A 12,218-nucleotide genomic window follows, 5' to 3' on the forward strand; every position below is an offset into this window, starting at 1 on the left:
AACTCAATATCATTAGTCTGCAATTGATGACAAGGTCGTCAATACTTCATCTGCGTAAGCACGTGCGCTGTACATTGCTTTAAATACAACGTCCATGTGTGAAGCTGGCCGAATCATGGTTAAAAATGACCGCACGTCTTGCCATTGTTCTTCTTCGATTGCTTTTACAAGTCGCAGGCTAATACCTTGCATACCATTAAAGCTTAACAATGCACTGGAAAGTTCTGCGCCGAGTGAAAACTCTTTTGTAACTCTATCTAATTCCATATCGAGAATGGCATCAAGCACAGACAGCAATCCGACTAAATAACCTTGCTCTGATAGCTCTTTACCACCGGGTTCAAGCATCAGCGCAATAAACTTTGCACGTGTAAGCGCAAGCTTGGTTAATTCTTGTGGTTTATCATTCCCCAATTCACTTAATGCTAAAACACGGACAAACTGACGAATCGCATCTTCACCTAAATAAATAACCGCTTGTGAGATTGATTTTATCGTTTGTTGTGAATTAGGTGAGCGTGCATTTACCAATCTTAAAATACGCGCTGTTAAACCAAGGTCTCGACCAACGCGTTGCTGCACCGCATCAAAGTCAATATCGGGCCTTGCTGTACAGCTTAGTAAATCAAGTACTGCCATTTTCGACGGTTCAACATTACCAAAGCTAAGCACTTCTGGCTTTGCAAAAAAGAAGCCTTGAAATAAATCACAACCCGCGTCTTTTAACTGTTTAAAGTCATCATAATTTTCGATGCGTTCAACAATTATGATTGCATCTGGGTAACTGCGTTTTAGCTTTTTGATCATCATATTGGTTTTAATAATAGGATGCTCAACCTCTAACTTGATGAAGTCCATCAAAGGAAGTATGTCTTGCCATTTTTCAGTGCCATCATAATCATCAAGGGCAAAAAAATAGCCCTCTTTTTTGAGCTGTTTAACACGTGTTACAACTTTTGGGATACTTGTCGTTCGCTCAACTATTTCGAGTACTGCACTGCTTGGTTGGAGCAGTCGCGGAAAATCATCAAGAATGGCATCGGTCGATAAATTAATAAACGCAGGTTGAAACCCTGTAAGCTTTTCAAGTCCCATTAACATCAATGCATTAAAAAAGAGTCGTCCGGTGGCTTGGCCATCACTGGTTCCTATCGGAAAAACATTATCGCTCGATTCTCTGTATAACAATTCATACGCATACACACTTCTATCAGCATTAAATATTGGCTGCCTGGCTATATACTGAGTCACGTTTTGACTTTTTTTACCTTCCATATTTAACTCTGACATATTACTTCTCACTAAATGTAACTAAAGCCACATTACAATTGTTATAAGTATAGTGAAAGATGTTTTCCTTGCTAAAAAAGAAAAACCCGACCAAACTAAATTTATGAATAACTTTAAACATAGTCCATTGCACTTAATTTTTTCGTTATTTTTCATAATTTTATACGGTGCTATTTTTAGCTCTGCGTATGCGGCATCGCCCCCTGCGTTAAAGTATAATATTACGGCCTCAGGAAGCTATTACCCATACTATATTGATGACGAAAACTCGCCCGGTATCCTGCCAGAAATCATCCAACATGTGCTAAGTCTGTCCAACATTGATGCACAACACATTGAATTGCCAGCCAAACGCACGGTTAAGTATCTTCATTTAGGCCACATCGATTTTGATGTTATCAGTCCTGAATGGCTCAGTGAGAAAGAGCGAGAAAATGACATGTTCCGCTATTCAGATAATTTATTTACCGTCGAAGAATACCTTGTTAGCTTGAGTAAAAATATCAACAAATGGCAAGATTTAGAGGCAATAAAAAAGCACCCTGTCGGCACGGTACTTGGCTATTACTATTATGATGATGAGCGCTTCACGCGCGTTGATTTTCACTCCGAAAAAGAGCTGGTTAAAGCATTACAACTCAACAGAATAGAGGTGGCAATTATTGATAAGCTCTCTGCGATATACTGGTCAAACTGGTTCAATATCAATACGCAGCTTGGCGCCCTTCATTCACAAGGTAATTTGAAAATTCGTATCCGAGCAGAACATCAGTCGCTCCTCAAGAATATAAATGCAGCTATTGAGCAACTTAAAAATAATGGCACGATTGATACCATCATCAATAAATACACAAAAAACATACCCCCACAATAATTAGGGATATTCCGCTTTGGGGCTACATTTGCTATACTGCGCGCTGTTTTTCTTGTTAACTAAAAAGAGCCTCCTATGAGCATTGAACAAGCCCTTATCGAACGCAGTAATAACCAATGTGAACTGTGCGCCGCAACAGAGAATTTATCTGTATACGAAGTCCCTCCTGTCACGGAAGCTCACTCTGATAAATGTATCTATGTCTGTCAGACTTGCAAAGACCAAATCGAAAATAACGCAGAATTAACTGCAACTCACTGGCATTGCCTAAATGACAGCATGTGGAGTCAAACGCCTGCCGTTCAAGTGGTGGCGTATCGTATGTTAAAACGTTTAGCGGCAGATAATGGCTGGGCACAAGATGCTCTAGACATGATTTACCTTGAAGAAGACACGCTAAAGTGGGCGCAAACAGCCCTTGCTGAAGATGATGACATTAAACATATCGACAGTAATGGCGTTGTGCTGCAAGCCGGCGATACAGTAACGCTAATCAAAGATCTCGATGTAAAAGGGAGCAGCCTCGTTGCTAAGCGCGGCACCGCCGTAAGAAATATTGGTTTAACCAGTAACCCTGAACACATTGAAGGACGTGTCGATGGGCAACGTATCGTTATTCTAACAAAATACGTGAAAAAATAATTTCTTATTAAAAATGGGCCTTGCGCCCACTTTGACTCAATTAAGCTATGATTAAGTCAGCGAACTTTATGCTAATACAATAATCTCAGTGTATAACACTAAAACCGCAAGGAAAATATCATGGCTTCGGATACCTTTTCATCTTTAAAACGTGCTTCACTTTGCAGCGTAATGATCTTAGGAAGCAGCTTAGTTCTTACCGGTTGTGGCGAAGACTCTGCCGCGCCTCAAGCAGAGCAATCAACAATGAAAACGCTCAATACGCAAATTACTTATTTAGACCGTAGCATGCTGCCACCAGGCTCTGTATTAAAAGTGCAGTTAGCCGATGTATCAAAAATGGATGCAAAAGCAGACGTGATCAGCGAACAAGAAGTTGCGTTAAAAGGGGCGCCTCCTTATAACGTCGCACTTGAGTATGATGAAAGTAAAATTGCTGATCGCCATCGTTATAGCGTCGGCGCTCGAATCGAAAACCAAGGCAAGCCGCTATACATTAGCACCACTCACAACAACCCGTTTGCTGAAGGTGCTCAGAATGATGTGTATAAAGTGACGGTATCTAAAGTGTCGGCGAAAAAGCCCGATGTAACGTTAACTAATACATATTGGAAAGCAGTCACGATTAACGGTGAACCCGTTAAAGTAGAAACAAAAGAGCCTTTCATTCAATTTAAAGAAGATGGCTCAACGCATGGTTTCCTTGGCTGTAATAGCTTTTCAGGCAGCTATGACGTGAATAATCAATCACTCACCTTCAACCCGTTAGCCAGCACTAAGAAAATGTGTATCGAGCAAATGGATATTGAAGCTGCAATGTCAGCTCTACTCACTGCGACAGCGCAATTTTCAATTAATGGTGAGCAGCTTACGCTATTAGATGGCAGCAGCGAACCCCTTGCTACATTTGCAGCAACCTATATGAATTAATGACAGTTAACACGAAAACGCCCCGCAATTGCGGGGCGTTTTTTATTTATACCCTTTATTAAATAGGCACATTGTTGCAGCATTACTCTTCAACTAATTGCTCACTGCGATAAAAGCCACTACTGTCACTTAATACAGAAACAAGCTCAGGTAAAACCGCGTCCATCGTCTGTTTTAGTTTCCATGGTGGGTTGATCACTATCATGCCTGAGGCCGTCATACCATGTACCTCAGTATCTGCTTCGGTGGCTAATTCAAATAATTGAATATTACGCATGCCAGATGCGATTAAACCTGCTTCCATTTTATCTATGCGCTCACGATCAACGACCGGATACCAAATCATGTACGTACCCGTTGCAAAGCGTTTGTGCGCTTTAACGAGGGTTTTTACCACCGTGTCATAGTCATCTTTAATTTCGTATGGAGGGTCAATCAGCACACATGCACGACGCGATGGCGGTGGCAGCAGACCAACTAACCCTTGAAAACCATTTTCGCCACGCACACGGATAGAGCGTTTACCTATCATATTCTGCTTAAGTAATGCTAAGTCGCGAGGATGTAACTCAAAAAACCAGCCATTATCTTGGCGACGCAAAAAGTGTTCAGCAATTTTTGGCGAGCCAGGATAGAAATCTAATTCGCCATTCTGGTTAAACGATTTAATCAGCTCTATATACTCAGTTAACGGTGCATGCTCACTCTGGTGCTGCCAAAGCTTTGCTATGCCATCTAAATACTCTTGTGTTTTTTGTGCATCACTGCCCGCTAGTTCAAAAAAGCCCGCCCCCGAATGGGTATCAATATAATCGAGTGGCTTATCTTTAATTGTTTGGTATTTTAGAACTTCAGCTAAAACCAGATGTTTAAGCACATCAGCAGGATTGCCTGCATGAAAAGAGTGTCGGTAACTAAGCATATTTATAAATCGCTAAATGCAGTGCTGCATGAAAAATAGATGAAGATATTGTACATGATAAATAGTGAATAATCCTAAAATCTAAGCGCAGAGTGAACCATAAATGAATAAAAATGCAGCTACGCTGAATTACACCTTAATTTTAAATAAAAATACGCTAAAACAGGCGTAAATGCTGGCATATCAACACACTTTCCTTTACATTTGCATGACAATAATCACAGTTTTATGAGCGCATTTATGAATAACGAAACCCTTTCCCAACTCGAACAACTGATCGACAAATTAATCCACCGAAACAGCGAACTTGAAAGCGAAGTGAAAAGCTTAAAAGATCAAACTGCAAAATTAATAGACGAGAACGAAACGCTTCAACTTGAAGTACTCGATAGCGAAGAAAAACAAAAAGAAGCAAGCAGCACATTAACTGGCCTGCTTGAGAAATTACAAAGCGTACATCAGGCTAGCTAATGAGCAGCCCACAAAGTCAGCGGGTCACCGTAGAGCTACTAGGTAAAGAACATGAGTTCTCTTGCCCACCGGGTCAAGAGAACGCCCTAGTTGCTGCTGCACAACATTTGAATGACTTAGTGGACCAAATGAAACAACGCTCTTCTGTTCGTAATGAACAAAAAGCGTTATTAATGGCTGCGCTGCACTTAAGCCATGAATTGCTCGAAGCACAATCGCAACAAGCAAAACAAGAGCAACAGCATGACTCTTTAATCGATAAACTTAGCCAGTACTTAGACCAAACTCACTCGACTTAATACGCCGTGAGTGGTATTGGTTATATAAAAAGCGCATCTTGCGCTTTTTTTGTTTACAATGCTCAACCTGAATAATAACCGAGCAAATTAGAATGCGCATATATGCTTTATCAATGTGGGCTTTTTTAGCGCTACTAACAGCAAGTTTCTCATCTAAAGCCAAGGTTACATGGCAGACTATCAGCCCTGAGATTCAATTTTTACAACAACAGGCATCGCTGCGCTTTTACGATTCAAATCAGATCCTTATTGAAGGTAAAACGTGTGCACTTATGTTTGATGCCAGCGGTGATTTTGCCGCGGTTGAGCAACTCGCACAGCGTTTGAAAAAGCGCTTAAAAACACCTTTATGCTACTTGGTTGCGAGTCATTATCATGATGACCACTTGCTGGGTCTTGCAGTGTTACAAGCCACGTTCCCTGATGCAAAATTGATTGTTCATCAGCAACTAGCGAATGAATTCACCCACTATCAAAAAGCCTTAAACGATAAACTTGATGGCTATGAAAAAAGCATAGAACTAAGTTATCAACGTTTAGCAAGCCAACCACAAGAACAACAAGCCGTTTGGCGAGAAAAACTATCACTTGCTAAAAAACGCCTGTTTCGTTGGCGCGAATTAACACTCAATCCCCCCGCAATCCGTATTGCTAAAGAAACGCATCTCGACCTTGGTGATTATCCGATTACTGTTATGCCGTATCAAGCACACACGCATGGCGACTTAGTATTAACAGCCGATCATGGCCGGGTATTACTTGGTGGAGATATAACCGATTGGTTACCTTACCCAGGGCATGGGCAAATAGATAATTGGCTCGCAGCGTTAACTGAGATTCAACAAAATAGTGCTATCACAACAATTTTACCGGGTCATGGTGCACAACTAACTCCTGCAGAACTTAATCAGCCGAAAACATTTTTATCTGCTATTTTGACACTTGCAAATGCACAGCCCGAAAAGCCTATTGGTGAGTTAATTCCCCTGTTTCCTGAGCAAATAAAACAAGACTATCAACTTGATGAAGTCGGTCAACGCGCTTTCGTCATGTTTCTAGAAGCTGGACTTAAGCAGGCCAAATCGTCAAAATAGCGCTAAAATAGTAAAGGGATTTTATTACATGGCTTTAATGCGTTTGAAATATTTACTATTGCTGAGTTTTTTTATTGGCCTACAAGGATGCCAAACAACTCAGCAAGATACACAACAAGAGCAACAGGCTCGGCCAGAGATTTTTAGCCATTTCAAGCCTGATTTAAGCTTACAAACACAGCCGACTGAGCAACCTGTTGCTACAGCCGATAAGACTGCTGAACCTGTAAAACTTCAACCTTATAAAGATACGCCACTCGCTAAACCGCGAGCGGCTGATTTGTGGCAACACATTGCAAATAATCTATCGTTGGTATTTCAAACCAATAAGCATACGACAGCTCGGATAAAGTGGTACTTAAAGCAACCAGCCTACCTTGAAAAAGTGAACCGACGCGCTGCACCGTATCTTTACCATATCGTCAAACGCGTCGAAAAACAGAATTTACCGATGGAGCTTGCATTACTCCCCTTCGTAGAGAGTGACTTTAGACCCACTATTCAATCATCAGAGCAAGCTGTGGGGATATGGCAGTTAGTTGGGGCAACTGCCTATCACTTTGGCGTGCAGAGCGACCAATGGTATGACGGCCGCCAAGATATTCTCGCCTCAACCGATGCTGCCTTAGGGTACCTCAGTTATTTGCACAAACGCTTTGATGGCGATTGGTTACACGCAATCGCGGCCTATAACAGTGGTGAAGGGCGTGTTAAGAAAGCCATCGAGAAGAATAAAAAACTCGGTAAGAAAACCGATTACTGGTCGCTGTCATTACCAAAAGAAACCGCTGAGTATATCCCTAAATTATTAGCACTCAGCCACTTAATCAGACACCCTGAAAAAGGCCTAAAACGCCCAAAACTCGCTAATAAACCGCTCACAACGGAGTTTAATGTCGGCCAGCAATTTGATTTTTCGGTAATTGCGAGTTTATCTGGGATTGGGCGTAGCCAATTACATAAACTAAACCCTGGCTATTTAAAGAATCAAAGCTCTCCTAATGGCCCCCACACGCTGATATTACCAATAGAGCAGCGTACTTTATTACAGAGTAAACTATTTCGTAACAACTTTATTGGCGAGTACACCGTTCAAAAGGACGATACGCTTTATCGCATCGCAAGACGTTTTAATATGCCTATAAGCCAATTAAAAATGCTCAATAATAAAACCTCGAATCTCATTAAAGTGGGTGAACAATTGCGCCTAAGTAAACCTCAAACGATGCCTGGATCGTTAATAGTTGATTACAATATCAGTCCGTATTTAGAGCAACAAGAAGACGTTGTTTCAACTGTTGCTGTCGATTATCAAGTAAAGCCGGGGGATTCTATTTGGAGCATTAGTCAGCTTTTTGATGTCCCTCATAAAGACGTGGCTATTTGGAATAAACTCAGCGCGTCTAGCCTACTAAAACCAGGCACCATACTAACTTTGCATATTCCTCAAGCAAAGCCACCAGCCCCTCAAACATCCGCCAGCGAGGCTATGCTGTCGGGTATTGAAAGCTCTTTGAAAAAGCCTTGATTGCTGTGTCATTGTGGTTAGCGTAAAATCAGTGTTTATATTCTAAGTTTACAAGAGAAAAAACATGCAAATCAGCAAAGACACTGCCGTTGAGTTCCACTACACATTAAGTGAAGCAGGCGAGCAAATTGAATCAAGCAAAGATGGCGAGCCACTTTCATATATCCATGGTACAGAAGGCATGCTACCAGGTCTTGAAAAAGCCCTTGAAGGTAAAAGCGCTGGCGATAGCTTTAGTGTAACACTTGAGCCAAGCGAGTCTTATGGTGAGCGTGTTGATGACCTTATTCAGCGTATTCCACTTAAGCACTTACAAGGTAACACTAAAGTGTGGAAACCGGGTATGACTGCGATTGTTCACTCAAACCAAGGCCGTCATCAAGTGACGATTGTAAAAGTAGGTCGTTTCAATGCAGATTGTGACTTAAACCACCCATTTGCAGGTAAAACACTGACTTTTGACGTTGAAGTACTCAACGTCCGTGAAGCGACACGTGAAGAATTAGCGCACGGTCACGTACATGGTGAAGGCGGTTGTGGTCATAGCCACTAAGGGTAAATAATGACAAACGTTGCTATTGTCACAGGTGGCAGTAAAGGGATTGGTAAGGCTATTGTTGAGCGCTTAGCGCGCGAAGCATACATCGTGTATAACCTTGATATTACACCATCAGAAGGTCACTACCGCTACTGTGATGTCAGTAATGTTGAGCAGGTAAAAGCGGTTATTGCTGATATAGCACAAGAAACAGGCCGTATCGATGCGCTTATTTCTAATGCTGGTCGTCATTTAAGTGCCACCATTGAAGATACTGACGAGGCAACGTTTGATGCTCTTTTTGCGCTCAACGTAAAAGGCGCGTATGCGGCAATTCAAGCAGTTTTACCCAGCATGAAAGCAAAACGGCAAGGTAGTATTGTTTTAATTGCGTCTGATCAAGCGCTTATTGGTAAGCCCAATTCTTTTGCTTACAACTTAACAAAGCATGCACTTGCTTCAATGGCAAAAACAACCGCTCTGGATTATGCCGCATTTAACATTCGCGCTAACGCTATTTGCCCAGGCACCATTGAAACACCTTTATTTCATAATGCAATTGACGCTTACTGCAAGCGAAGCGGTGCCGATAAAACCGCCGTCGTCGCAGAAGAAGCAGCATTACAGCCATTAGGGCGCTTAGGTCAACCAGAGGAAGTGGCTGCATTGGTTAATTTTTTAGTTAGCCCTGAGGCAAGCTTTATCACTGGTAGCCTACACAGCATTGATGGTGGGTATACCACGCAATGAGCGACAAGATTATTGACCCCCATGTGCATTTTTTTAACCTCACTGAGGGTCAATACACTTGGTTGCAAGGTGAGAAACCACCTGCGTGGCCTCACCTCGATAAGATCAAAGCTCCTATTAGCATGGCGCAACTAAAATCAGCATGCCCATTTCAATTAGAAGCACTTGTTCATATTGAAGCAGGGTACGATAATAATGACCCTATTAAAGAGCTCAACTGGCTAGCACAGCATTTAAACGGCTACAAATACAAAGCCATTAGTTATAGTCGAATAGACGCTACCTTGAGCGAATTTAGTCTGGCGCTTTCGGCATTAACACATTCACACCTTGTGGGTATTCGCGATATTACTGAAGGTAAAGATGCGACTCGTTTACTCGCACCTAATTGCCTTGAAAACTTAGCCTATCTTGCTGCGCAAAACTTGCGATTTGAAGCACAGTTTGAAATTGAAAACCTACACATTACCGAGCAGCTCATAAAATACTGCCATGCCCTTCCCTCATTACGAGTCGTAATTAACCATTTAGGCTTTATATGCGATGAACAACAATGGCTAAACGCGGTTATTAAATTAAGCCGCTGTGATAATATTGCGATTAAGTTCTCAGGCTTAGAGTTCAGCAAACTGGCTGCAAGTAAGCACCAATGGCTGCTTGATACACTGCTGCAATACTTTGGCGAGCAGCGTATTATGTTTGCCAGTAATTTTCCTGTTTGCCAAATAAAGACACACTACGAGACATGCTGGCAGCATTACTTTTCATTGTGTAACCAGCACAGCGTATGGCATCGTCTAAGCTACAAAAACGCCCACGAAATCTATCAAATTGATTAAAAACTAGCTATATTTAGTTAAATAAAAGCGGTTTAGGTTAGTGGTTATGTTTATTTTTTCAAAAGAAGCGGCCATTTTAGGTGCGTGCGTATTTAGTCTTGTTGGGTGTGGCGGCAGTGGGAGTGACAACTCCGATTCAGGCAATCTAGACCCAGCCACCATTACGTGGACACAAGGTGTGTTTGAGCCATCGAGTAAGTTTGATCAACAATGTCAGGCACTCAATGAAAAGCACTGGCTGCGTTCATGGAGCCATGAAACATACCTTTGGTACGATGAAATAATAGACCGTGATCCAGCTCTCACTGATGGGGTTCTCAATTATTTTGCGTTACTAAAAACCGAAAACACCACGGATTCAGGGGCTAAAAAAGACAACTTTCATTCCAGTTTACCCACCGATGAATGGCGAGCACAAAGCCAGTCGGGACAAACCTTTGGCTATGGCTTTAAAATACGTTTAATAAGTGCCAGCGCCCCACGTCAAGCCATTATAACTTATACCGAACCCAACTCACCCGCGGCAACACAAAACCTAGCGCGTGGTTTTGAAGTGTTAGAAGTGGATGGTGTAGACTTTGTAAATGCCAGCACCCAAGCTGAAGTCGACGTACTCAATGCGGGTCTTTTTCCGTCTGAATCCGGGAAAGTAACGACCTTTGTGTTTAAAGATATCAACACCAGTGAAACCCGCGAAGTCACCATGACAGCCCAAACTATTACGGGACAAGCTGTAGGCAATATTAAAACATTCGCAAATGGAGAAGTCGGTTACTTCCAATTTAATCGCCACAATGCGATTGCAGAAAAGCCCTTATTTGATGCTTTTAATACATTAGCAGCACGTAATGTGAAAGACCTGATTATCGACATGCGATACAACCCCGGCGGTTTCCTACAGATGGCAAGTCAAGTTGCTTATATGATTGCAGGTGCCGAAAATACTGACGGCAAAATTTTCGAAAAGACTATCTTTAACGATCAACACCCAACCTTTAACCCAATCACTGGGGAGCGTTTGGAGCCCGTGCCGTTTACCGATGAATTTGTCGGATTTGCAGAAAACCCAGCAATCAACCCTGGCACACCATTGCCTAGTTTAGACCTAAAACGTGTTTTTGTGTTAACAACAGGCAGTACATGTTCAGCCAGTGAAGCCGTAATTAATGGCTTAAGAGGGGCCAATATTGAGGTCATTCAAATAGGGGAAAATACCTGTGGTAAACCCTATGGTTTTTACCCAACCGATAACTGTGATACGACCTACTTCAGCATTCAATTTACAGGAGTTAACAATAAAGGCTTTGGTGAATATGCCGATGGCTTTGCCCCCCAAAACAGCACTGGCAGTGAGTTTCAACCCGTGCGAGTCCCAGGTTGTGCAGTCGCCGATGATTTTAGCCATCAGCTTGGCGACGAAAATGAAGCATTACTTAGTACTGCACTGGCATACAGAGCGACTGGAACATGCCCTGTAGCAAGCTCAATGACCAGCAAACAGGGTTTTGCACCAGCGCTGTTCACTGATACACCAAAAGTACAGGACAACCGAGCAACAACGCTTATTGAGCAAAACAAAATACTTGAGTATTAGAGGCGTGTATGAACTTTAAAGTAGCCACAGCAATATACTTTGTGACTTTGCTTGGGTGTAGTGCACAAAGCCAAGAGCCGACTCCTAAGCTACAACATGCGGTGTTAACAACACCGCAAAGCACCTTGATTGCACAAGGTATTGCCAGATTAATGCACAGTCAGCCTATTGCAGTCGCCGATGATGCCTTTATCAATAGCAGTATCCTCGTTACTGACAGCATGGGCATCACAGATGCGCAAGGCAATCCAATCATGGGAAAGCAGCTTTCTATGCCCGATCGCTTTGAATTACTCATTAAAGATAAAATGTGCTTTGTTCGTCATTTAGACAGCAAAGCAACAGAGCCACTGCCGCTGGTAAAGTGTAAAGCGGTTAACTAAGCCTCACATATACCTAAACACCTATAAAAAAAGCCCTTACGGGCTTTTTTATTGCTGAATCTAT

14 protein-coding genes are annotated in these 12,218 nt (G+C 42.2%); 12 read left to right on the forward strand and 2 right to left on the reverse strand.

Annotated elements, in window-relative coordinates:
* Positions 1-12 precede the first annotated feature (12 nt).
* Complete coding sequence (locus H3302_RS14650) at positions 13-1,290, reverse strand: EAL and HDOD domain-containing protein (protein ID WP_065979574.1); 1,278 nt, start codon at positions 1,288-1,290, stop codon at positions 13-15.
* Between the two features lie 103 nt (positions 1,291-1,393).
* Here H3302_RS14650 and H3302_RS14655 point away from each other — a divergent pair, with 103 nt between their 5' ends.
* The 3 genes from H3302_RS14655 to H3302_RS14665 all read left to right on the forward strand — a co-directional run bounded on the left by H3302_RS14655 (position 1,394) and on the right by H3302_RS14665 (position 3,736).
* Positions 1,394-2,164 (forward strand): ABC transporter substrate-binding protein, encoded by a 771-nt coding sequence (locus H3302_RS14655; protein ID WP_182395735.1) that lies wholly within the window; start codon positions 1,394-1,396, stop codon positions 2,162-2,164.
* Between the two features lie 75 nt (positions 2,165-2,239).
* Positions 2,240-2,806, forward strand: coding sequence for an alkylphosphonate utilization protein (locus H3302_RS14660; RefSeq protein ID WP_036973325.1), 567 nt, complete (start codon positions 2,240-2,242; stop codon positions 2,804-2,806).
* A gap of 120 nt (positions 2,807-2,926) precedes the next feature.
* Entirely contained in the window at positions 2,927-3,736 is an 810-nt protein-coding gene (locus H3302_RS14665) for an META domain-containing protein (RefSeq protein ID WP_182395737.1), read from the forward strand.
* Between the two features lie 82 nt (positions 3,737-3,818).
* Here H3302_RS14665 and H3302_RS14670 read toward each other — a convergent pair whose 3' ends face one another.
* Complete coding sequence (locus H3302_RS14670; RefSeq protein ID WP_074989215.1) at positions 3,819-4,658, reverse strand: 23S rRNA (adenine(2030)-N(6))-methyltransferase RlmJ; 840 nt, start codon at positions 4,656-4,658, stop codon at positions 3,819-3,821.
* A 240-nt stretch (positions 4,659-4,898) separates the two neighbouring features.
* On the opposite strand from H3302_RS14670, the gene zapB reads away from it, so the two are divergent.
* The 9 genes from zapB to H3302_RS14715 all read left to right on the forward strand — a co-directional run bounded on the left by zapB (position 4,899) and on the right by H3302_RS14715 (position 12,154).
* Positions 4,899-5,129 (forward strand): cell division protein ZapB, encoded by a 231-nt coding sequence (gene zapB / locus H3302_RS14675; RefSeq protein ID WP_036973328.1) that lies wholly within the window; start codon positions 4,899-4,901, stop codon positions 5,127-5,129.
* Complete coding sequence (locus tag H3302_RS14680) at positions 5,129-5,428, forward strand: cell division protein ZapA (protein WP_065979385.1); 300 nt, start codon at positions 5,129-5,131, stop codon at positions 5,426-5,428. The genes zapB and H3302_RS14680 overlap by 1 nt, the downstream gene beginning before the upstream one ends.
* A gap of 92 nt (positions 5,429-5,520) precedes the next feature.
* Positions 5,521-6,522 carry an MBL fold metallo-hydrolase gene (locus H3302_RS14685; RefSeq protein ID WP_182395739.1) on the forward strand — a complete coding sequence of 334 codons (1,002 nt, stop codon included), beginning with the start codon at positions 5,521-5,523 and terminating at the stop codon, positions 6,520-6,522.
* A gap of 28 nt (positions 6,523-6,550) precedes the next feature.
* Complete coding sequence (locus H3302_RS14690; RefSeq protein WP_182395742.1) at positions 6,551-8,050, forward strand: transglycosylase SLT domain-containing protein; 1,500 nt, start codon at positions 6,551-6,553, stop codon at positions 8,048-8,050.
* Between the two features lie 64 nt (positions 8,051-8,114).
* Positions 8,115-8,603, forward strand: coding sequence for a peptidylprolyl isomerase (locus H3302_RS14695; RefSeq protein ID WP_036973331.1), 489 nt, complete (start codon positions 8,115-8,117; stop codon positions 8,601-8,603).
* 9 nt (positions 8,604-8,612) lie between these two features.
* Complete coding sequence (locus H3302_RS14700) at positions 8,613-9,338, forward strand: SDR family NAD(P)-dependent oxidoreductase (protein ID WP_182395744.1); 726 nt, start codon at positions 8,613-8,615, stop codon at positions 9,336-9,338.
* A complete protein-coding gene (locus H3302_RS14705; protein WP_118844712.1) occupies positions 9,335-10,177 on the forward strand; it encodes an amidohydrolase in 843 nt (280 codons plus the stop codon). Before H3302_RS14700 ends, H3302_RS14705 begins: the two co-directional genes overlap by 4 nt.
* 46 nt (positions 10,178-10,223) lie before the next feature.
* Positions 10,224-11,771 (forward strand): S41 family peptidase, encoded by a 1,548-nt coding sequence (locus H3302_RS14710; protein WP_065979388.1) that lies wholly within the window; start codon positions 10,224-10,226, stop codon positions 11,769-11,771.
* Positions 11,772-11,779: 8 nt separating this feature from the next.
* On the forward strand, positions 11,780-12,154 hold the full coding sequence (locus H3302_RS14715; RefSeq protein ID WP_036973335.1) for a hypothetical protein: 375 nt from the start codon (positions 11,780-11,782) through the stop codon (positions 12,152-12,154).
* Positions 12,155-12,218 lie beyond the last annotated feature (64 nt).

The sequence above is a fragment of the Pseudoalteromonas sp. MT33b genome, assembly GCF_014117385.1.
GTDB lineage: Bacteria > Pseudomonadota > Gammaproteobacteria > Enterobacterales > Alteromonadaceae > Pseudoalteromonas > Pseudoalteromonas lipolytica.

Coding starts and splice junctions, on each gene's coding strand:
- H3302_RS14650 (WP_065979574.1), bottom strand. CDS start 1,290: ATGTCAGAGTTAAATATGGAAGGTAAAAAAAGTCAAAACGTGACTCAG.
- H3302_RS14655 (WP_182395735.1), top strand. CDS start 1,394: ATGAATAACTTTAAACATAGTCCATTGCACTTAATTTTTTCGTTATTT.
- H3302_RS14660 (WP_036973325.1), top strand. CDS start 2,240: ATGAGCATTGAACAAGCCCTTATCGAACGCAGTAATAACCAATGTGAA.
- H3302_RS14665 (WP_182395737.1), top strand. CDS start 2,927: ATGGCTTCGGATACCTTTTCATCTTTAAAACGTGCTTCACTTTGCAGC.
- H3302_RS14670 (WP_074989215.1), bottom strand. CDS start 4,658: ATGCTTAGTTACCGACACTCTTTTCATGCAGGCAATCCTGCTGATGTG.
- zapB (WP_036973328.1), top strand. CDS start 4,899: ATGAATAACGAAACCCTTTCCCAACTCGAACAACTGATCGACAAATTA.
- H3302_RS14680 (WP_065979385.1), top strand. CDS start 5,129: ATGAGCAGCCCACAAAGTCAGCGGGTCACCGTAGAGCTACTAGGTAAA.
- H3302_RS14685 (WP_182395739.1), top strand. CDS start 5,521: ATGCGCATATATGCTTTATCAATGTGGGCTTTTTTAGCGCTACTAACA.
- H3302_RS14690 (WP_182395742.1), top strand. CDS start 6,551: ATGGCTTTAATGCGTTTGAAATATTTACTATTGCTGAGTTTTTTTATT.
- H3302_RS14695 (WP_036973331.1), top strand. CDS start 8,115: ATGCAAATCAGCAAAGACACTGCCGTTGAGTTCCACTACACATTAAGT.
- H3302_RS14700 (WP_182395744.1), top strand. CDS start 8,613: ATGACAAACGTTGCTATTGTCACAGGTGGCAGTAAAGGGATTGGTAAG.
- H3302_RS14705 (WP_118844712.1), top strand. CDS start 9,335: ATGAGCGACAAGATTATTGACCCCCATGTGCATTTTTTTAACCTCACT.
- H3302_RS14710 (WP_065979388.1), top strand. CDS start 10,224: ATGTTTATTTTTTCAAAAGAAGCGGCCATTTTAGGTGCGTGCGTATTT.
- H3302_RS14715 (WP_036973335.1), top strand. CDS start 11,780: ATGAACTTTAAAGTAGCCACAGCAATATACTTTGTGACTTTGCTTGGG.